Source organism: Bradyrhizobium sp. SZCCHNS3052 (assembly GCF_032484495.1).
Taxonomy (GTDB): domain Bacteria; phylum Pseudomonadota; class Alphaproteobacteria; order Rhizobiales; family Xanthobacteraceae; genus Bradyrhizobium.
On the sequence record NZ_JAUETB010000024.1, the window covers coordinates 1 to 20,619 of the forward strand.

At 58.8% G+C, this 20,619-nt stretch carries 19 protein-coding genes and 1 pseudogene; 11 read left to right on the forward strand and 9 right to left on the reverse strand.

Annotated features, from left to right (window positions below; genetic code table 11):
• Positions 1 to 118: 118 nt before the first annotated feature.
• Together QX073_RS34080 and QX073_RS34085 are read left to right on the forward strand one after the other, a co-directional pair.
• Positions 119 to 397 (forward strand): annotated as a pseudogene (locus QX073_RS34080) (integrase core domain-containing protein); the annotation flags it as partial.
• Positions 398 to 480: 83 nt separating this feature from the next.
• Positions 481 to 675, forward strand: a complete 195-nt coding sequence (locus QX073_RS34085) for a hypothetical protein (protein ID WP_316227083.1) — start codon at positions 481 to 483, stop codon at positions 673 to 675.
• A gap of 234 nt (positions 676 to 909) precedes the next feature.
• Here QX073_RS34085 and QX073_RS34090 read toward each other — a convergent pair whose 3' ends face one another.
• Positions 910 to 1,731 (reverse strand): TIR domain-containing protein, encoded by an 822-nt coding sequence (locus QX073_RS34090; RefSeq protein WP_316227084.1) that lies wholly within the window; start codon positions 1,729 to 1,731, stop codon positions 910 to 912.
• Positions 1,728 to 2,081 (reverse strand): GrlR family regulatory protein, encoded by a 354-nt coding sequence (locus tag QX073_RS34095; protein WP_316227085.1) that lies wholly within the window; start codon positions 2,079 to 2,081, stop codon positions 1,728 to 1,730. The genes QX073_RS34090 and QX073_RS34095 overlap by 4 nt, the downstream gene beginning before the upstream one ends.
• Before the next feature lie 898 nt (positions 2,082 to 2,979).
• On the opposite strand from QX073_RS34095, the gene QX073_RS34100 reads away from it, so the two are divergent.
• The 3 genes from QX073_RS34100 to QX073_RS34110 all read left to right on the forward strand — a co-directional run bounded on the left by QX073_RS34100 (position 2,980) and on the right by QX073_RS34110 (position 3,945).
• The gene (locus QX073_RS34100; RefSeq protein ID WP_316227086.1) at positions 2,980 to 3,357 is read left to right on the forward strand and encodes a hypothetical protein; all 378 of its coding nucleotides are present in this window, start codon (positions 2,980 to 2,982) and stop codon (positions 3,355 to 3,357) included.
• Positions 3,358 to 3,427: 70 nt separating this feature from the next.
• Positions 3,428 to 3,550 (forward strand): hypothetical protein, encoded by a 123-nt coding sequence (locus QX073_RS34105; protein WP_316227087.1) that lies wholly within the window; start codon positions 3,428 to 3,430, stop codon positions 3,548 to 3,550.
• A 167-nt stretch (positions 3,551 to 3,717) separates the two neighbouring features.
• The gene (locus tag QX073_RS34110) at positions 3,718 to 3,945 is read left to right on the forward strand and encodes a hypothetical protein (protein WP_316227088.1); all 228 of its coding nucleotides are present in this window, start codon (positions 3,718 to 3,720) and stop codon (positions 3,943 to 3,945) included.
• Positions 3,946 to 4,180: 235 nt separating this feature from the next.
• Here the strand turns inward: QX073_RS34110 and QX073_RS34115 are convergent, their stop codons facing one another.
• From QX073_RS34115 to QX073_RS34130, 4 genes are all read right to left on the reverse strand, one after another.
• A complete protein-coding gene (locus tag QX073_RS34115) occupies positions 4,181 to 5,989 on the reverse strand; it encodes a hypothetical protein (protein ID WP_316227089.1) in 1,809 nt (602 codons plus the stop codon).
• 166 nt (positions 5,990 to 6,155) lie between these two features.
• Positions 6,156 to 6,929, reverse strand: coding sequence for an ImmA/IrrE family metallo-endopeptidase (locus QX073_RS34120; RefSeq protein WP_316227090.1), 774 nt, complete (start codon positions 6,927 to 6,929; stop codon positions 6,156 to 6,158).
• A complete protein-coding gene (locus tag QX073_RS34125; protein ID WP_316227091.1) occupies positions 6,926 to 7,351 on the reverse strand; it encodes a hypothetical protein in 426 nt (141 codons plus the stop codon). Before QX073_RS34125 ends, QX073_RS34120 begins: the two co-directional genes overlap by 4 nt.
• On the reverse strand, positions 7,348 to 7,935 hold the full coding sequence (locus QX073_RS34130) for a hypothetical protein (RefSeq protein WP_316227092.1): 588 nt from the start codon (positions 7,933 to 7,935) through the stop codon (positions 7,348 to 7,350). Before QX073_RS34130 ends, QX073_RS34125 begins: the two co-directional genes overlap by 4 nt.
• 163 nt (positions 7,936 to 8,098) lie before the next feature.
• Here QX073_RS34130 and QX073_RS34135 point away from each other — a divergent pair, with 163 nt between their 5' ends.
• The 6 genes from QX073_RS34135 (at position 8,099) to QX073_RS34160 (ending at position 16,024) form a co-directional block, all read left to right on the forward strand.
• On the forward strand, positions 8,099 to 8,383 hold the full coding sequence (locus tag QX073_RS34135; protein ID WP_316227093.1) for a hypothetical protein: 285 nt from the start codon (positions 8,099 to 8,101) through the stop codon (positions 8,381 to 8,383).
• Positions 8,376 to 8,831: a hypothetical protein gene (locus tag QX073_RS34140; RefSeq protein WP_316227094.1), complete on the forward strand. Its 456-nt coding sequence runs from the start codon at positions 8,376 to 8,378 to the stop codon at positions 8,829 to 8,831. Before QX073_RS34135 ends, QX073_RS34140 begins: the two co-directional genes overlap by 8 nt.
• Positions 8,824 to 9,357: a hypothetical protein gene (locus tag QX073_RS34145; protein WP_316227095.1), complete on the forward strand. Its 534-nt coding sequence runs from the start codon at positions 8,824 to 8,826 to the stop codon at positions 9,355 to 9,357. The genes QX073_RS34140 and QX073_RS34145 overlap by 8 nt, the downstream gene beginning before the upstream one ends.
• A gap of 5 nt (positions 9,358 to 9,362) precedes the next feature.
• Entirely contained in the window at positions 9,363 to 10,856 is a 1,494-nt protein-coding gene (locus tag QX073_RS34150; RefSeq protein WP_316227096.1) for a ThiF family adenylyltransferase, read from the forward strand.
• A gap of 561 nt (positions 10,857 to 11,417) precedes the next feature.
• Complete coding sequence (locus QX073_RS34155) at positions 11,418 to 12,818, forward strand: DUF2130 domain-containing protein (RefSeq protein ID WP_316227097.1); 1,401 nt, start codon at positions 11,418 to 11,420, stop codon at positions 12,816 to 12,818.
• Between the two features lie 518 nt (positions 12,819 to 13,336).
• Complete coding sequence (locus QX073_RS34160) at positions 13,337 to 16,024, forward strand: AAA family ATPase (protein WP_316227098.1); 2,688 nt, start codon at positions 13,337 to 13,339, stop codon at positions 16,022 to 16,024.
• A gap of 51 nt (positions 16,025 to 16,075) precedes the next feature.
• On the opposite strand, the gene QX073_RS34165 is transcribed toward QX073_RS34160, so the two are convergent.
• The 3 genes from QX073_RS34165 to QX073_RS34175 form a co-directional block, all read right to left on the reverse strand.
• Entirely contained in the window at positions 16,076 to 16,537 is a 462-nt protein-coding gene (locus QX073_RS34165; RefSeq protein WP_316227099.1) for a hypothetical protein, read from the reverse strand.
• 423 nt (positions 16,538 to 16,960) lie between these two features.
• Positions 16,961 to 17,398 (reverse strand): hypothetical protein, encoded by a 438-nt coding sequence (locus tag QX073_RS34170; protein WP_316227100.1) that lies wholly within the window; start codon positions 17,396 to 17,398, stop codon positions 16,961 to 16,963.
• An 851-nt stretch (positions 17,399 to 18,249) separates the two neighbouring features.
• Positions 18,250 to 19,296, reverse strand: coding sequence for a hypothetical protein (locus QX073_RS34175; protein WP_316227101.1), 1,047 nt, complete (start codon positions 19,294 to 19,296; stop codon positions 18,250 to 18,252).
• Between the last annotated feature and the right edge of the window lie 1,323 nt (positions 19,297 to 20,619).

Below are 20,619 nucleotides of genomic sequence, written 5' to 3' on the forward strand. Positions count from 1 at the left end.
GCCTCGTGCTCCTTCAAAATCCCGATGATCTGCTCTTCCGTAAAGCGGCTGCGCTTCATGCTCTGGTCCTCGTTGGGGCCAGAACGAACTTCAAGCTGGATTAAGCCCGAGGGGCAAGGTCACGCGCGACCTCGACGTCTGGGCCTATCAGCGCGGCGTTACGCTGGACTTCTCCCGTCCGGGGAAGCCGACCGATAATGCCTTCATCGAGGCGTTCAACGGACGCTTCCGGGAGGAATGCCTCAACGCCCATTGGTTCCTGAGCCTTGCCGACGCCCAGGAAAAAGTAGAGAATTGGCGCAGGTACTACAACGAAGAGCGGCCCCATGGCGCGATCGGCAACAAACCGCCGATCCTGCTGCAGAACCACGATGGCGCAACCAGCCCGCCGCCGTGATCAGAGGCGCAAAACTCTAGTTCTGGGTGGTCCAAAGTTCGGCCCCACTACAGCGTCAATATCTGCCGCATGCGACGACCGGCATGGCCGTGCAGCTCGTGACGCGCAAAAACCAGGAGCCGACCTTCATCCCCGCCCTCGAGCAGATGCAGGCCTATCTCGGCACCCTGCCCCGCACGTCGACCAGGATTGCGACGCGCGAGGATGGCACGCCGTGGAGCTCCGAGAAACTGATGCAGGCCGTCGTGAGCCGCTGGCTGCGCGAGAAGGAGCGGTGAGGGCCTGATCGGCGCCGGGACCACCGTGCACGGCCTGCGCGTCTCCTATGCGGCCTGGTGGAAGCGCAACGGCGCGACCGACGCCGAGATCGCCGACCTGCTCGGCGACAAGTCGCAGCGGATGGGGACCCACTACGCTCGACACGTGGCTCGTGAGGATAACGTTGTTAGGGCCTATCGGCGCCTTAAAGAAACGCGATAGAACACTGCAAGTTACAATTCCTCTCGCTTCTACTATACATCCTCATTGCGGTCAGTGAATCCCGCTCCGAACACACCGATATTTTCGGTCGGTCCCAATGCGCCTGTTGCACCCGCTGCGCCTGTTGCACCCGCTGCACTCGTTGCTGTCGCACCGGCGTTTAAGGATATAGCTTCGATCGCATCTCGAAGGAGTACGCTGCGCTTGAAGAGTTTAGCGTCCCTCTGATCGAGGAATTTGATCAGCGGTGAAAATAAACGGTCTGGAGAAGACAAAATGGTGTTTTGCTCGCGAAGCAGTGCCAACATGTCCTGAGCCACAGTCGAAAAATCAGGCAGTGGATCTATAGCAGTTGAATGCTCCTCCAACGCACCTTGTTGGAGGATCAGGCTTATTGGCTTCTGAAGCTCAGGCCAAAGCATACGAAAAAGAACGTCAAGCTGCTCCTCTCCTCGCCGTTGGCTATCAGACACCGAACTGTTGATGTCCGAGATCAGCTTGCGAAAATCTTGCTCATTGAAAATGGTGCCCTGAAAAATGTTGAGGGGCGCCTTCACGTCCGAGTGTCCGATATCGAATAGCAGTGTCGCAACTCGACCGCTAAGGTGTTTGGAAAGTGCACCGGCCTCGAAAGCGATCCACTGCGACTCCAAATTCTTCGGCGTAAGAACGACGATCCCGAAGTTAGACTTATCGAGTTCTTCGCGTATCGTCCCTTGCCATTGGGCGCCCTTGTCGATGTCACTACTAGTGATGAATGGCTGAACGGCAGGTAGAATCAACGGAAACCACTTTCGCAACTCGTTCGCGATAAGTTGGCTCGTAGCACCTGACCAGCTTATGAAAAGCTTCATCGCGAAACTCTCCAGTTCGAAACACGCCGAAGATTAATCGCCATCCGCATCGCCACCAGCGCAGAACCTTTACGCCCCGCGTTGGCTCTGGCGACGATCAGGTCTTCATCGGCGAATCCGGTAAACCTGAAGTCAAAATCCCTGATTGCTCCAAAAACAGCCGCAAGTGGGCCGGAAAAATGTACGATCCGGATGGTCCCGCTGATTTTTTGACCTTCTTGCTCATAGCTCCCGATATAATAGTAGTTCGCGTCGCCTCCGGACAAAGTGCCGTCATGTAACGTCACCACTCCGGTGGCCTGCCCCGAGGAGGTCACGATCTCAGCGGTCCAAAGACCGGTCACGTCCACTACGCGTCTCCTGGTCCTGGCATTGAGGTTCGAGCATTCCTAGCACAGAATTTTCACGTAACAGAAGCTCCGCCCGCTTTTGCACCCGAGCCGGCCAACGCCAAAGGAACGGGACAGAACGAGATTTGTCTAACGGCGGCAGGTTGCTGTCTAACAGCTTGCCTCGCAAGACGAAAAAGGATAGCGAAATCAAAGCGCGGACGTGGCGGAATCGGTAGACGCAAGAGACTTAAAATCCCTTTCCGCGGACCGGCAGCGCCCTACGCGTTTGCGACAACATAGGTAGGGGAACTTCGTGTCGTCGACAACAGACCCCGGAAAGGCCGCCTACGACCCAAGGGTGGCAGGGAGGCGCTCAAAGTCGCAAACGATGGCGCATGATCGGCGCCTGGAGTCAGTATGACGTGCGCTGAATTTATTGGCGCGCCCGGCCCGATCCGAACGTCCGATCCTCAGCTTCGTAGTAAAGGCACGGTTCTGTCCGAGAGGACATCTATCCTTCACTCTCGATGAAACCCAACGATAGCGCTGCGCGCAGCCGACCTCGGCCCTCGCGATCCCTGATTACCAGGAACCGCCCCGGTGGTTAGACCCGGACGGTGAGTGAGTTATGACAGAAGTGGTTCGGGGACCCGCAAACGGAAGCTGAGGAGGGGGCACAAATAGAATCAATCCTGCGTGGCCGTGCCCCCGCTACCCATGGGCCGGAATCTTCGACTTGACGAATAACGGTCGGATCGTCATCCTATCTTAGATTGCATTTCCGGCAAATTACGATTTTCGCTTTCGGGACGTTGGAAGCCACCAAACTAATCAACGACTACACCGTGCGCGAGAACGGCCCGGGTGATGGCGCGCACACACCACGCAGATGCGCGTAAGCGAAGAAGAGGGCCGTATGTCGAGCGAACTCGGAGCAAAGGAAAGGATACAAATTCTACTTGCAGAGTACAATAGTATGCGGGCTCAGATCATTGCCCGCGGTACGGCGATAATACAAATTCTGACAATTGGTGTTGCTGCTATCGGAGCCATTGCTGCGTGGCTGAGTCAGCAACCTTATTTCGCAGCAGTTGTGGTCTTGCTTACGTCAATTGGCATCACGGTCATTAGTCGGTTGACGTTTCGCTATTTGGATGAAGAGGCCGCTCATGTGCGGGCGCTTGAAAAACGGATTAACGTTCTTGTCGGCGAAGAATTGCTCACTTGGGAACTAAATCACGGGCGTGCTGGAGGCGGCTATTGGCACGGCTTCTTTGCACGCAAGAATCATTGAACTCCATTTATCATAAGAGACTACGCCGGCCGCCTCGGTAGTCACAAAGACGCAACAGTGGGCGGACCTGGTGGCGACGTTCGAGGTAGTCGCGCTGCGCAATGCCGCGACGCGCGCCGGACTGACGGCCGCGGATCTGACGGCGACGCAGATCGTCACCGCCGAGGTGCCGCAGCGCCCCCTGCGCGACTAGTTCACGGCGGCGGAGCCGGATGAACGTCTCTACCGTCGATCAACAGCAGAAGCCGTGAGATCATTCTTGCTGCTGCGTTTCGGACTGCATCTTGGCTTACGCCAGAAGAAACTTCGTCAACTTATGGTTTGCAGGCGGGGCGAGTCGCCTCGATCTGCGCGGCGACAATGAAGGTGAGAACCCGTATTGAGGCTGCTGGCGGTCGTGCCCGCGTCACCACGTATGTCACCGGGCAGGCGGCGAATTCCGTGCAGCGCCAGTTCGAGGCGGCTCTCCACATTCTGCACTATTGGCGCGACGACGCGGCGCACGGTCAAGAGACGACCATCACCGATGGTCGAGGCGCACTCGGCGATGAGCGAACTGTTGCGGCTTGCGCAGTTCACTTCTTCTGATCGCTCGAAAGACCTGACGACCTGAGGTTTTTCGACGAAACAGCGCGGCCCGGGCAAGGCCGCGCTGTCGTCTGTCAGTCGTCAGGCGTGGCGTGCCCGCGCCTTGCGGGCGGGACGCCGCCTGCGGAAGAGCGCCACGATCATCTTCGGCACACAGATTACGACGGCTGCCGCGAGCATCATCGCGCCGAAGACAAATAGTGCCGTCGGTTTGGGTCACGCCGCGAAAATGCAACTACGGCAGGCCATGTCCTGCTGCCAGATCCTCTTTCATGGCCGTCAGGAACCTGAATGTAAGCGGAGGAAGGCCGGGGTAGATTTCGCGATCATGCGCGGCGAAGTGCCGGGCCAAGAACCAGTCCTGGAAAGAACGATGGGCGAATCGAAGAAGCCGTTCACGCGTCTTACGGTCGGGATTGCTCGGCTGCAACAAGGAGTGCATCGCGACATCTTCGACTTGTATAAACGGAATGCCCAGGCGCGCTGAAAGATTTCGCAACGCGGCCTCGGTGATGGTGTCACCATGTATGGCCGAACGCGCACCTTGCGGACCTGACACTTCAAGCATATGGTCGGCAGCCTCCTGCATGATGCGGATCAGCATTTCCTTGGCCTCGTCGTTGCCAAGCCTATCGGCAATCTCGGAAGGTCGTCCCTGCACACCGCGTGCGGCGGGGCTGGTCCGGTCAATGTCGAACTTGTTTCTGAAATATGTTCCATAGAGGCGGTGTAAGAAGCGCGCCGGCTCCTTGCCGGACCACGCGTCCTCGACCAGCATCCCGAGGAACAGCGGACGTTTGGGAATATCACCGTAGACCTCGCCATAACGTCCGGATGCGACAAGCTCTCGAAAGGTGCCGTAGCCCGGGGGCATGTCGCCGCCGCGACCGGTGGTAAACATATCCACGAATTGCAATATCAGCGCATTGTCCCAGTCATCGAGGGCAATACGTTCGAATTCCGGGCCTGTCTTCAAGCGGTCGTTTGGACGAAAATCCGAAGGTCGGACATCGACGAGTTCGTCGCGCGCCGACAAAACAGCGGGAACACCCAAGTCCGCAATACATCCCCACAGACGCGCCAGGCTGTTCGGTTGGAACGCGTAAGAGTTCTCGTCGAGTCCGTCAATGACCAGTAGCCAATCTTTTGAACGCGCAAGCAAATCGCGGAGGACATTCCGAAACGTCAAGAGGGCGGCGTCACTTAAGTCCGGGTCGTCAGGAAGTATGAATTGCAGGAGGCTGTCAGCAAGGCCCGATGCGTTCGTGAACGCCTGGCTGCCCATGAGCGCGGCGGGGGCGTAGATCAAATGGCGTCCCACATCGATCCAGCTCTGCGCCAGCGTCTGCAATGTTGTGGTCTTCCCGAAACCGAATTCGCTTGTTACCAGGAATTTTGGCGCGTGCCTGTATTTGCCGGTCTGGGTCTCGGCAATTGCCTTGAAGAAAGAACTCATGCGCTCCATTAGGAAAGCGGCGGGATCGCGCGACGCTCCGTTGAACGGCACGCTATCGATGTGGCGGACAATTTCCATCCGTTCCTTGTAAAATTGAAAAAGTTCGACGCGCCGCGTCTCGGCCCATGACGAAAGCCGCTCCATCGCCAACTGTTCCAGACGCTTCATCAGCAGAGGTCTGTCAAGCAGCTCGGCTTCGGCAACCTTCCCGCTTCGGACCAGTCCGCTCAGGTCGTTGTCCAACTCATCGCGCAAGGTCCGGTCCTTCACCGGACGATTTAGGACAAGCCAGTACCGCGCGGCTTTCGGTCCGTTTGCCGTGAATTTGGCAATTTCGGCGCGGCACTGGCGGTGCTGGTCGGCACCGTATTCGAACAGCTCGAAGCCTTTGCATTGAATTACGGTGCTGATGGACTCCTGGTCGCCGTCGAGAATGAAAGCGTCGACGCCCATCCTGTCGAGACTGCCGAGTCGCCTGGTCTCGGCGCTCCCGTCAACCAGTTCGCCGAGCAGGCTGGCGAAATAGGTTTGGAAGTCGTGGCCGGACCGCTTTGTCAGTTCAGAACTGATGTGCTTCGCCACGAACATACCCGGTCGCTTCTTGGAAGATAATTTGGAATGCAAAGTTACTGTTTGGCAACTGCTAATAACTCGAAACCTACATAGTTCAATGGAAGCTGCAAGCAGGAATTGGCTCAGTCAGCGCAGCGGGCCGCGAAATTAAGCCAGGTGCGGCGAAGCCGCGCGCCATGCCCTATCGATCCTCGAGCATGCGTTTCTGGATCAGGGTCACCAGCGTCAGCGTCCTGTCGTCGCCCACACGAACCGTTTGTTCCTGCACTTCATAATAACGGGCTTCGTCACGGTCGAACCAGGCGTCAGCTCCAATCTTATGCGGGGTGCTGTCATCGGCCGTTTTGCCGAACAGTACATCAAACGCATAACTTTCGTGATCGAGTTCGCTCCGGGGAAACCAGCGCTCGGGCACCAGGGGAGAGCGCTTGAACCATTTCCGGCCCCTCGGCGTGTGGCAAACCAGGATGGAGGGAAAGAGTTTGCTGTCCACCAGGCGGATCACGGCCGCCTCCAGGCTCACATCGAAAGCTGGGGCCAGCTTTCGGGCAATTTCAAATGTCAGCCGGGGATACTGCCGCGCCATCGGCGAAAACAGATACCAAGGCATGAGAAGATCGGCCGCGTATCCGTCCGCAACCCGTTCTGGAGACGTCGATACCCAGTCGGTCCGACCTATGTCTTCCGTTCGGCAAACGAGAATCCTGCCGCGGTGGTAACGCCAGTGGCCGAGCTCGTGGGCAAGCGAAAATCTCCGGCGGGCTGGCGGGCTGCGGCTGTTCACCGTGATAATCGCGTTCTCGCCGTTGCCGATCAGGTGAGCCTCGCAGCCGTCGAGCGGCCGATAGCGAACCCTCGCGCCGAGCGTGAACGCTATGGCTTCGAGGTCGATCTCATCCGGGGTTTCGATGCCGAGCTCCTGCAACGTAAGTTCAGCATGCGTCAGCTTGTTCACAAATCCGAGTCCGGTTTCTTTGTTTTTGACCGCGCTCTCAGTTCCTCGATGTCCGCGAGCATGCCCAGCACATCGTTGTCCGAAAGCTCGGACTCGTTGCGCGCGGCCATCGAGACGCCGCCCGCCGCCAGTATTGCAGCAAGCCTTCGTCTTGACTCGCCCATGTCGGCTGTGGAGGCTTGAGGCTTAGATTTCCCCGCGGATTTCAGTGCGTCCCTGGCTGTCTGAAGGCGCAGCTTGCCGCACCGGCGCGCGGCCCGTTCGATGAACGAAGCCATGGCTTCGGCTTCCTGACTAGGGTTTCTTCCCTCGTCGAGGATCTCGGCGGTCAGCTCCTCCTCCGAAGCCTTCAGAAGGTCTTCGACCATAGCTGCCGTCAATCGCTCAAGGGCCTCGCGGTCGTCCTTCGGATCGTCAGTCATGGCTTGTCACTCTTGGGAAAGGCCTTGTTGATATGCCTGCGAACGAATTTGCGTTTCGAGGCGAAAGCGGTCCCGTCCAGCCCGGTCAGGGCGCGCAGCTCCTCGCCTTCCATGCCGACCATGAGTCCCTCGGCGATGGTTTGGGCCACGAGGTCCTCCTCAAAAAGCTCAAGAACCCGCCGCTTGGTCTCCTGCGCGCGGGCGATCTGCGTGCGGTCGTCTTCCGCAGCCACCAGATGCTCTTCAGCGTTCATTGCGCCGTCGGCGAATTCGATACCACCCTCGATCAATGCCTCCAACCGAGTTTCGGGGTGCCGCTTCCTGGACTTGGCGGCATCGGACACGATGCCAGTCATAACGCCGGCAAGGAAGCGCACCGGCTCTAGATCGCGGGGGCAGATACGGGTTCCCTGCATGGCCCGGAAAAGCGCCTCCTGGGCGAGATCGTCCGGATCGAGCGGGCTAAACCGCGTCAGCGTCCTGGCGATAGCACGCAGGCGCAGGCGCTCGGCCGCACCGAGCCCACGGATCGCCTCCGTGATCTCGGCGGCCGAGAAATGCGTGACCGTTTCGTCGTGCGCCATGCCGGGCATCCGCGTCTAAAGCCTGTATGCGCCATAAAAAATCTTCTCGGACATGGCCGCTCAAATTGTCCGCATCGTCTCCGGTCGGCGCATTGGTAAAGGAGACCCCCGAGAACGAGGTTGCCGACGGCGGCGGCCAGGGGCGGCAAAAAGGCGAATCGATATGGAACAGGAATCTAAACTAGAAATTGTGGTCGTCTACCCCGCAGCGCGGGACGACCTCAAGCAAACCGGGGTGAGCCGGGCGGAAACGCTGGGCCAGTTGAAAGCTCGCGTACTGACTGCGTTCGAACTCACGGAGGGACAAGGGCCGGACGGCACGATGACCTCCTACGTCTTTTACCATGAGAAGACCAAGTTCGACGATCTCAACCGCACACTGGGCGAGATCGCCGGCCGGCAGTCCGTTCTGCGGCTGAAGCTGGCGCAGCAGGTCGTTTATGGCTGACGAGGCGCCGCGGAAATCACTGGCTGTCTTGAACTTTGAAGACGACCTGAAAGCAGCGTCCGAGGCACCGGACGCGGCGCGGCGGAAATTCGACCGGCGGGGCGATCTCGAACTGTGGGTCACCGTCGCGCCGGCCGGCCACGAGGCGGACCTTTATATCGCCCGGCTATTCTGGCTCGACTATCCGGGCGACAAACCGCCTTCCGTGAAATTCGTCGATCCGGAGACGGAGCGGCTGGATGTGGCGAAGGCCTGGCCGATGGCCAACGGATTTCGTCCCGGGTCCTTCGACATCTGCGCCAATTGGACCGCCGAGGGGTTCGCCGTGCATCCCGAGTGGGCGAGCAGCGACAACCGCTGGAACGCCGCCGGCAACATCGTTCTCCGGGTAACCCGCATTCTTCAGCAAGAGCTCGATAACAGCTACGCAGGACGGTTCAATGGCTAAATTCTTCGAGGAACCGCAACTCTGGCGCATCGGGGCGCAGGTATTCGCGGATTCGCTTTCCGAGATGGCCCGCGACGGCATCCATGGCAACGAGGGCGTTGCCATGTGGCTGGGACGCTATGAAGGCCATGTCGCGATCGTCACGCACGTCGGAATCCTGCGCGGAGCGAACGTGCGCAAGGAGCCGCGGTTGCTGATGATCGGTTCGGAACTCATCAACGACCTGACCGATCTCGCCATGGAAAGCGGGGTCCGCCTGATCGGTCAGATTCATTCTCACGGCCCATATTACGGCACGGACCTTTCCGAAACGGATCGCCGCTACGGTGTCGCGGTGCCGGGCATGTTGTCGCTGGTCGCCCCGGACTACGCTCTGCGAAAAGGCACCACGCTCGCCGATTGCGGCATTCACCTTTTCCAGCCCGGTAAGGGCTGGCGCCGCCTTCCAGCCGATGAGGCGCAGCGCAGGCTGTCGCTGTCCGACACGGGTGCCGCCAGAATTCTCACGGCGGGGGCGGAGCGGTGACCGGCATGGTCGAGTTCAGCCGGCCGGCTGCGGTGGCCGCGGCGCTCGGAGGCGAGGATTCCCAGCGCTTCACAAAAAAGCGCGTGCTGCTGCGCGGGGAAGCCGATACGTTGCTAACGCCAAATGGCCAGGAAACATTTCGGGCTTCGCTTCTGCTGCTGATCCGCATCTGCGAAGACGTGTCGGTCATGGTGCCCGAAGAATGCGCCGCAGTGCACGCCGACATTTCCGGCTTGATTGAGCAGTTTGTTCCAGACCGCCGCCCTGGAATCCTGCCTGAAGGTTCCGAGCCGGATGGCTTCGGCGCAATTCTTTCCGTCGGCAAGAAGGGGCGAGCCGATTTGCCCTGGACCGTCATTAACTCGGACGGTTGGCTTGCGCGGGTCTCGTCGCTCGGCGGCGACCTACCGGATGCCGGGACGCGCAACAACGCCATCGCCGCGGTCGGCGCTGCGTGCCTTGGCGTGGCGGAAGTGTTCAAGCGCCTGATCAAGCTTCGTTCGGAACGCGGCGCGCTCCTCGATGTGACCGGCTTCTCCTTCTGGACATACGGGCCGGCCACTGAAGACATCGGACCAGACCTCGGTCCTTTCGGGATTGACGTGTTGCTGATCGGATGCGGCGCGATTGGAAGCGGCACGGCATACCTGCTCTCGCGCTTGCCGGTATCGGGAAGAGCGGTTGCCGTCGATCCCCAGGAGTTTCGCCGCGAGAATTTCGGCACCTCGATCATCCTGGGCGAGGACGGGTACGACCGGCCCAAAGCGGAAGTAGTTGCGGAGCTTCTGAAACCGAAGCTGGACGCTACCCCGCGCGTTGCCGCGGTGAAGGAACTCGGGAACGAATATGACGGAAGCCTGCCGGATATTGTGCTGGCCGGTCTCGACGACGTAGATCCCCGGCACCAGGTTCAGAATCTCTGGCCCGCCCTCGTCATCGACGGAGCGGTCGGGGGCGAGCTCACCTGTCAGGTCAGTTGCCATCCTTGGCGGGCCGAAACGGCGTGCCTGCTATGCGTGTTTCAAAAACCCGCCGTCAGCCTTTCGGAGCTGAATGCGAAGGCAACCGGGCTTCCCGAAAGCATCGCGAACGATCCCGATGCCATCGTCACCGACGAGGTTATAGCCGCAGCCGCGGCAGAGAAAAGGCCGTGGCTGGACCAGCACCGCGGCAAGCGAATTTGTTCGATCACTTCGGAGGCGGTGCTGAAATTTCTCTCGGCTGAATCGCAAAGGGAAGGATTTGCGCCGGCCGCTCCTTTCGTTTCCTGTTTCAGCGCCTGCATGATCGTCACGGAGCTCTTCCGCTATTTGACCGCCGGAACGAATCTGCCGGTGCCGCGATTTCAGCTTAGTCTCTTGTGGGGGCCTTGCCGCGGGGTCCATTTTGAAGAGAACAGGCGGGAAGATTGCTTTTGCGCCGCGCGCGCCGCGAATATCGACCGCGTCCGGTCCGCCCGCGGCCGGCACGATTCGAACGTCCAATCCTCAGATTCGTAGTAAAGGCATGGTTCTGTCCGAGAGGACGTCTATCCCTCACTCTCGATGAAACCGAACCATAGCGCTGCGCGCAGCCGATTCCGGGCCGTCGTGATCCCTGATTCCCGGAATCCGCCCCAGTGGTTAAACCGGGACGGTGAGTGAGTTGTGACAGAAGTGGTTGCGGGGACGTGCAACCATCTCAAATTGCTGTTCGAAACGGCGGCCTGAGTAGCTGGCTCACGGAGCCTTTTGAAACCGAAGCGATCCTACTTCCCGTGGAGATACACCGTTTCCTTTCCTTACGGCGCCCGTAAGGAAAGGATATCGTGTTTTCCTTAAGCGACGGGAGGCGCCCCAGGCCGGCGCCTTTCGTGCACGTCCTCTCCCTGGTCAGCCCGCCTAGCCCGAAAACCGTGGAAAATGCCCCTAACCGTTGTGCATTGCTTGACCGGCCTGGGTCGTTTGTTCTAATTTTGTTCTCATAATAGCGGAACTCGCCTTTACGCCGTCTGGCCAGAGGACGAACCGGATTCACCTCTCGGGATAACCGCAGCTGCCCCAGCCCTTCGGACGGGAAAAATGCACGAGATCATCTGTCCCCATTGTAGCAAGGCCTTCAAGGTCGACGAAACCGGCTACGCCGAGATCCTGAAACAGGTCCGTGACGCCGATTTTGATAAACAGCTACACGACCGGCTGGAGCTAGCTGAGCGCGATAAGCAAAACGCTGTTGAGCTAGCCAAGACCAAGCTCACCAGCGATCTGCAGAAGACCGCGGCTGCCAAAGATGCCGAAATTCAGGAGCTGAAGGCCAGGCTTGAGGCAACCGAGGTTTATCAGCAGCTCGCCGTCACCCAGGCGCTCAGCGCGGTGGAGAAGGAGCGCGACGGACTTGCAAACGCGCTTGCCCAAGCCGAGCGCGAGAAGAAAGCGTCTTCCGACTTGGCGGAGGCTCTTCTGGCCGCTGAGGTTCACAAGGTGTCCGCAGCCAAGGAGGAGGAGATCCGCGAGCTGAAGGGCAAGCTTCAGGCTGTTGAGCTTGAGAAGAAGCTTGCCGTTAACGAAGCCGTCGGCTCCCTCGAGAAGGAGCGCGATGAGCTGAAAAGCGGCATCAAGCAAGTGGAGCTTGAGAGGCAGCTTGCCGAAAAGTCGCTCAAGGACAAGTACGAGACGCAGATCAAGGATCGCGATGACGCGATCGAGCGCCTTAAGGACATGAAGGCGCGCCTCTCGACGAAGATGGTCGGAGAGACCCTCGAACAGCACTGCGAGACCGAGTTCAACCGGGTGCGCTCGATGGCCTTCCCGCGCGCATATTTCGAGAAAGACAACGATGCGCGGACCGGCAGCAAGGGCGATTATATCTTCCGGGACACGGACGAGGCCGGCACCGAGATCATCTCCATCATGTTCGAGATGAAGAACGAGAGCGATCGAACCGCGACGAAGAGCAAGAATGAGGACTTCCTCAAGGAGCTCGACCGAGACCGCAACGAGAAGGGCTGCGAATATGCAATCTTGGTCTCGCTTCTGGAGCCCGAAAGCGAGCTCTATAACTCGGGCATTGTCGACGTCTTCTACCGCTATCCCAAGATGTACGTCATCCGGCCGCAGTTTTTCCTGCCGATGATTACGCTGCTGCGGAATGCCGCCCTGAATTCACTGAAGTACAGGACGGAGCTCGCGCTTGTTAAGGCGCAGAACATCGACATCACGCAGTTTGAAAGCCAGCTGGAGACGTTTAAGAACGGGTTTGCTAAGAACTACGATCTTGCTTCCAGGCACTTCCAGACGGCCATCGCGGAGATCGATAAGTCTATCGATCATCTTCAGAAAACGAAGGATGCGTTGATCGGCGCAGACCGCAACCTGCGCCTTGCGAATGACAAGGCCCAGGATGTCACGATCAAGAAGCTGACCAAGGGGAATCCCACAATGGCAGCCAAGTTTGGTGAGTTGAAGGGCCAAGCGGCTGAGTGAGGCGCAGTCGACTTGTTGAAAACTACTGTCCCTCAGGTGGAATCCGATCTCCACAGATGCCACAGTCTTTGTGAGCCTCCGCGCGAGGGATGACTCTCGTCTGTCCACAGTTCGGGCAGATGGAGGCCTTCATCCCGATCGGCACAAAGATCGGCTCCGGCTTTTTGACTGGGGGCCAGCCCTTATACGTGCCTGGAACGAACCGAACCTGCCACTGACCATCCTCGTTCTTGCGAACAGAATAACCGTTGTTCTTCAGCGAATCCTTATTCGCATGCCAGATTGGCCAGAATCCTGGTTTCACCGGCCCCCATTTGGCGCGGCGCGGTGCCCACCGTGGCTTTGACATCAGGCCCTCGAAAATCAGCGGCGAGGCGTAGCCGTAGCTCGCGGTACGCCAGGAAGGAAAGCTTCCGTGGAAGGGTGACAGAGTTGCTTGACAAGCACAGCCCATCCCCCTTCATTTGCACAATCCATGATTTCCGATTTTAGAGTATACAATTTCCTGGAACTTTCATATGGAAAGCGATAACGAGTTGTTTGAATGGTGCGCTGGACGTCCGCTGTGGCAACAGGAGGCCATTCGCCTTCTCGCGACGAAGCCTACCCTTGAGGTAAAAGAGCTCGATCAGCTTGAGGAGGCTGTAAGAGCGGAAGCGGGAATGACTGCTGCGAAGCCGCCCGCCTGGCCAGCGCTGACCAAGACGCTTCTGAAGTCGGGCAATAAATTTGCACCGGTTACAGTTCTGGGTTCCATTGGCCCCCTGCAGAACATCGATCGGTTGGCAGCTGAACAACCGCCGCTCAAATTTGCTGTCAACGGCGTGACGCTGATCTACGGACCTAACGGCTCGGGAAAGAGCGGGTACTGTCGTATCGCCAAAAAGATTTGTCATTGTTTGCACGACGTCACGCTGCGAGGCAACGTGTACGAGCCTGCGTCATCCCAGCCCCGGGAGGTTACCTTGACCTTCCGCGTTGAGGGGGAAGCGAAGCGCACCGTGGTCTGGGATGACCAAAGCGCTCCGCCACCTGAACTCGGTCGAATTTCGGTTTTTGATAGTGACGCAGCCGGCCTGTACGTCGACGCCGAGCGCAATATCGAATTTTTGCCCTTCGAGCTGGCTCTGTTGACCAATCTGGCTGAAGTTCTTCGCATCTTGGACGGCAGGTTCAAGGCCGAGGAAGCGGGCGTGACCAAAGCGCACAAGGCCCCCCTACCTCTCGGATATGAGAAGCGCACCAAAGTATCCGAGATGATCGCGACGCTGAAGGCGGACGAGAACCTTCCCAGCGAACAGGCCATGAGAGCATTGGCGGCGTGGACCAAAAAGAATGAGTCCGATCTGCAGGCGCTTACCCTGGAGCTGAGCAGGGACCCCATTCGTCTTTCGAAGGTGAAGGAGGCGACCAAATCGGTCATCGAGACGTTGGCCGCGGATGCAAATAAGATCGTCGATGCGGTCGGCAACGCCGGTCTTGCTAAGCTTTGTGAGCTAAAGGAGACGGCAGCTGCAACCCGCGACGCGGCCATTGCCGCAGCGTCAGCGCTTGCCGCGGATTCCGCGGTCCCGCAGCTCGGAAATGAAACTTGGCGGCAAATGTTGAAATACGCGCGCGACTTCGCCGCGGAAGCCTATCCCGTCCTTGAACCGCCCCAACTGGCGACAGCCGATACCTGTGTGCTCTGTCATCAGCCTCTCGACGAGCCAGCCCGCACGCGTCTGGCGGCTTTTGATGCCTATATCGAGGGAAAGGCCAATGCGGACGCCGAGAAGGCAAAGAAGGAGTTCACGGACGCCGCCCGCGCAATCCTCAGCCTCAAGATCCCCAGCATTCAGGAGATCAAGGATCGGCTGGTCAACTTTGTGGAGGGGTCAACGACCCGACTGGCACTGGCAGACAGGATTGAGCAATTTTACAGTGCCTGCCAGGAACGCCATGCCCTTGTTTCAACAGCAATCCAAGCACGGGATTATGCCAGCTTTGATCGTCTCGCAGACCTCCATCGGGCGGTCATTGATGAAATTAGGGCCGAAGCGATTGTCCTGGCGGGCGAGATCAAAGACTTGACGCCAACGGCGGACGAGTCCGCCAGACGCCAGAAACGTCAGCAGGAATTCGATGAGTTGCAAGCGCAGAAGAAATTCGCGGCCGACATCGAGACCTTCGTCGCGCGCCGAAATTCGCTCGATTTGCTTCTCAAGATCAAGGCATGTCTCTCTGCCTGCGCCGTCACAGGCATCACCTCCCATATCACCCGCATACGACGGAAGAGTCTCACAGCCTCCCTGCAAGCCAGCCTGGAAGACGAGATCAAAGCCCTCGATCTCCAACATCTGCCGCTTAAACTTGCCGACCGAGGGGAGGTCGGCAAGAGCAAGGTCCATATTGGACTAGAGGCCAAGCAGAAAGTTGGGAAGAACAGCGATATCTTGAGCGAAGGAGAAAAGCGGGCGCTCGCTCTGGCGGGATTCCTCGCCGAATTGAAGGAGGTCGGTGCACGCCACGGGATCGTAGTCGATGATCCGGTATCGTCGCTAGATCATGCCCGAATGGAGGCTGTGGCGAAGCGTCTGGTCAGAGAAGCTGCCTCCGGCCGCCAGGTCATCATCTTCACCCATAATTTGTTCTTTCACTACGCCCTGCTTGAGATCGCACAGGAGATGAAAGTCCCCGTACGCGAAGAGTGGATCTCAAAGCATGGAGATGGAAGGTTCGGCGTCATCGACAACAGTCAGCAACCGTGGATTTCTATGGGGGTTACGAAGCGAATCGCGATTATTGACGGCTTGCTACAAAAAAGGACGCCAACATACTCGGAGACCAATGAAGCTGACCGCTCGTTTGTGACGGATGTGTATACGAAGATGCGAGAAACCTGGGAGCATGCGATCGAAGAGGTTCTGTTTGCAGGAGTTATCGGCCGTTTCCGGCCCAACGTCTCGACGTTGAAGTTGAGAGCCGCTCGTATCGAGAAAGCCGACTACGAGGCAGTGTATACCGGAATGACGCGATGTTCGAAGTATTCCGGCCACGACCAGTCGGCGGGAGTACCGGCCGATCTTCCTAAATTCACGGAAATTAAAGCCGATCTTGAGAAGCTTCGGACGTTTGTCTCCACCGCAAACGCGCGTCGAAAAGCTCTTGATGAAGAGGGAAAGATCTACGAGGCAGGGCCCGTTCTCGCGGAGGTTCTTGACTAGCTAGGCAGCTGTTTTTTGACCTGCGCGTTCGCCATAAGGTCCTTCGTATGGTCAGGGCCTCACTCGGGCAGTCCGTCGGCGGAAACTACGCCGCCACCAGACAAACATCAACGCCGCTAATCCGATCGCAAAGCCACCGATAGTCAGCCACATTCCCAAGCTTCGGCCGTTTGGTACAGCGACAAATTCACAGTGATAGTTGTAAGTAACGTGGCCCCAGAAGTCTTTGTGATTCGTCTCCGATCCGCGCCAGATGATGGAGAAGTCCGGGTATTGCGCGCGATAGGCGGCGGCCCGCGGTTCGCAATACTCGCCTTGGCTGTGGCCACCATCCGTAGTGCCAGAATCGAAAGCAGCCAAGGTAAGGGTGCTGGATGCACACCACGCAAGCGACGGAAACGACTTGCAAGGTGAATAGACGGCGTCGCCGAACTTGCCGAGCGCCAACAGAAGCGCTGTAACGGCCCCTATCAGCGTCGTTGCGATGCCGAGCCATCGAACGACGGCGGTCAACCAGTCGCTAATTGGTTCGGGCTTAGGCCGTGGCCTTGGCTTCCTTGGCATCAACACTTCCTCGGAGCTGCCGTTTTAGCCTACGGACTCTGAACAATCATTACAACCAACCATGCGGGCCCTGCCGTCGTTTGGTGAAGCCCTTGCCGCCGACGCCGTTGCGTTTTGCATCTTTCGACCGAATGGGATAAGGCGCAAGAGCAAGCCTATCGAGCCAGTTTCATCGTTTCCCGCCAGGATCATCGTCGGTGTCCAAGGCTGCGGGTGTCTGACCGACGCGGTCATCGTCTCTACCCCGTCGGCGATGAATGGGAACACCTCGCCATGCGCGGACTCGCACTGGCAATGCTCCAGCCGGAGAACATGGTTGAGAGGGATGCGCCCCATATTGCGAGATAGTCGGTGAGCGTCAGTGAAAGCCCTTCAGTATCGGACCAACCCCACGAATGCGACCACGAAGCCCAGAAAGAAAGCAAAGGTCGAGCCGAGCCCGAGTACGAGGGACCAACGCATATAGGAAACAGACGCCTGCTTAGGCGGCTCCGCGCGCGCCAGGCGGACCTGTTCCTCTGGCAATGGCTCGACATTTGGATAGAGCACAGCAAGGTAACTCTCCAGGTAAATGTAGGAGTACATCAGGAACAAATAGGCGCCAGCAAACAGAAGAATGCCGATCGCGAAAATGATAGCCGTCGGTTTGACGAGGAGGACCGCATGGACATGGTCAGCATGCACGGTATTGAGGGCAGCGATCATCCCGACCAAACCGGCAGTATTGCCGGAGCCGACGACCTTTAGGCCGTCGCTCATGCGGTCGACCATGGGCTTAGCGCCGGCTAGCATTTCCTCGGCGGTGCGCATCAGTCATCCCCCCTTGATTTGAGACTCATGTCGCATTGTACATTGTGAACATGTTTAACGGTAAAGGAAGAGGCGAGGAGCGCTTTTCTGGAGCCTTCCTCGCTTTTACCCGCATATCCATATAGGGCTTCTATCAGAATAGCTGTGGCCGCACCCCTTCCCGGTCGCGCAGGCATCAGCTGTAACCGCTTCTGCAGCTGCCTCCGCAAACGACAACAAGCACGCCAACAAATCTCGGCTCCCGCGTCGGCCAAGTCCTCCGCGCCTTGGATCAGCGAGCCGACAAGACTCCGGTATCGGGATTTCGAACGTGACTGATCATGCGCCGGAATAGAGATTAGATTGTTGTCTCCCAGGCTCACGCCGGCCTCTGATGGCGCGACGCGATTGGCGGCTAGGCCCCCGCGGCGGCCCGCAATCTGCAGCCCTCAGCGAGCGATTTGCGAATTTCAATCCAGATCGCGAGAGCCGACCGTTTTTGGGCGCCCCCAAGCCGAGGCAAACTCACCATCGATAGACAGAAAAACCAGAAGTTTCGCTCTTATACGCGCCCAAATGCCGGTAAATAATCGACGGCCCTTCATTGCTGGATCGTTCGGCAAGGCCGCCGTATTCAATTGGGCCCGCTCGTGTAAAACACCGATCAAGACAGAATTTCACTTCGCCCCAACGAGATGGCCCGATGCGGCACGCAAAGCGTCAGCAACGCAGGTGCATAGGGTGTGAGAAAACCATTGCTTCGTTCTTCTGGCCTTCGGCTGCAAGTTTGCGCCGAAGCAGGTTTGCTGCTCAGCGATTTGGTCAGGACGCGTATCGCGCGATGAGCTTGCTTAGAGACGAAACGGCAATGGTCAGAATGGACCCGCGCGCCTAGCGTTAACTCCGGCAGCGAGCAGCAGCGCCACTGCCATGGGATCAAGGACGGCGACGAGCGCAAGCGTGAGCAGCCGGACCGCTCGCTCAAAGTCTGTGGCGGGGATGCCAATCAGCTCGGCGAGATATCGTATTGGTCCGACCTCGGCCTCGGCACGCCTGCGTTGCGCGTCAATCTTGGCTTTTTCGATCTGTAGATTGGCGAGGGCCTGGGACTCACGTTGGCGTTCTGCCGCGATGTCGGCACGTTCGCGACGCCTCTGGTCAGCAATCGTCATAGCTCCGACCGGCCGGCCAAGGCGCGTCGCCTCGTCGATGGCCGCGTCGATCTGGGCAATACGCCGGTCAATGTCGGTGACCACTCGGCTCTGCATCCCGAGGCGGGCCTCGACGTCTGCGGTTCTGTCGGCAAGGGTGAGATCTATGGATGCCATATGGTCGAGGTGAGCGCGGGTGAGGAAGCCGAATACGCCAACGGCGTTCAGGCCCATCAACACGCCAATCATCAGGACGAGGACGAACCTCAGGAGGGACGGCGCAGACGTCCAATGCTCCGTCAGCCAAGCCGCCGCCACGAGCTTTCCGGCCTCCAGCACCGCGCCCATGATGATGACAGGCCAGAAGGCTCCGGCAAAGATCGCGGTCAGGCCGTCGATGGAAAAGGCAGCCGATACACAAGCCAGCGCCAGAGCCACAATCAAAGCAGCGAGCTTGACGCGTCTCGGGGAACGATGGGCTTCCTCCGCTCCGGATGTCCCTGTGACGCCGGCGGCGTCCGTAACGCCAGCGGTACCATCTGTAACGGTTGGTGTTACGGTCCCCGTTACAATGATCGCTTCAGCGTTACGACTGATCAGGCCGCCGCGCTCCCAGGCTTTCAGGCGACGACTGGTCCGCATCCTATTCCAGCCCCATTGGCGTCCGAGCTCAGCAGCGCTGACCGTCACGCGTCCCTCGGGCTGGGAGCGCAGCCAGGCCAGCGCCTCCATGTCATCGAATGGATGGGGCGGATCGGACTCCGTCATGATCAGATGCTGCTCCTTGCGTCTCGGCCCCGCGCGATCGGAGGCGCGCGAAAGGCCGGCTGCTCCAAAATGATAACGCTGACCTCAGTGGCCGGAACGGGGAGCCGCCTGCCCAGACCGGGATCGGTCATCCCTCCTGCTCGCCCCGTGGGGAGAATACGGAGGGGCCCTGGGCGTAGTGGTGCCGGATGGCGGACGATTCTGCCCGTCGCTTGGCGAAAGCGGATCAAGCCTCGCGAGCCCTGCCCTGCGCGCAAGTGTTCCGCAAAGGTGGCACGTCCGAAGCCAGAGCGGAACGGCCGAATCGCGCGACGTCGCACGCTACAGCCCTCCCCTTAACAGCCACGATGCGCTGTTGCTGCCGATCTGCCGCCGATCGACACTCGATCTGAGTCGGCCGTATCGGCGATTTGCGTGCGGCCTTAACACCAGCTTTCCTTGATGCTGGACCGGTGCGCGTTGATTTGATGCTGAAGGGCAGTCCGGCATTCCTTCTCGGATCCGCGGACGAATAGCATCGCCGATGCAGTTCGATCGCTCTGCATTCTGTCGATAGATCGCCAAGACCCTGCGGCTGGATGCGAATAGTCAGACCGGAGCCGCAGCAAAGATGCTGCCTGAGACTTACTACTCGTGTAGCCACAGCGCGGCGTCTGAGCGCAGTTCAGATTAGAGTTTGAGGGGAGCGAGCGTAGAGCGGGTTCGACGGCAAGATAAAAGCGCCTCTCCGCGGCGTAGACTCGGCGGTCGTAAGTTTTTGAGGTTACTTATCGCAGCACGGCACTGCTCCAACACTCATAGTGTTGCTAGAGGAAGAAAGACCTGAGAGATCAATGTCCCGAATGGCACTAATCGCAGCTTAGCGAACTAGGTCGCAGAATTGGGACATACCTAGCCATGCGCGCATGGAAGGCTGCTACAGGGCTAACGGAGCCCGTCAAGGCTCGCCCTAAGCGCGCGGCGAAGCCGCTGACGGGACTTGACCGGATTGCGGCTGGCCCGGACCTTTTCCTTCGAGGCGCCAATGGCTTCTTGTGAGCGGGGCTGCACTGATCACAACGCGAAGCAGTCCCGCGGGTCAGCTTTCCCATGAAGAACAGAAACGATCCAGGTCGATCCGAGGCGACACGATTAACCCAAAGCCGACGTTTGCGGCCGCATCAGCGGATTATCCGCTTTTGACCGATTCCGTTGAAAAAGTCGCCAGTTGCGGCGCAGAGATATCGGTGATTCAGTCTGTCTAGTTGGCAGGACTGAAGGTCATGATGGGGCATCGGCAAGTCGAACAGGCTGCGTTGTTCTATGAGTTCTCGCTGGAAAGGC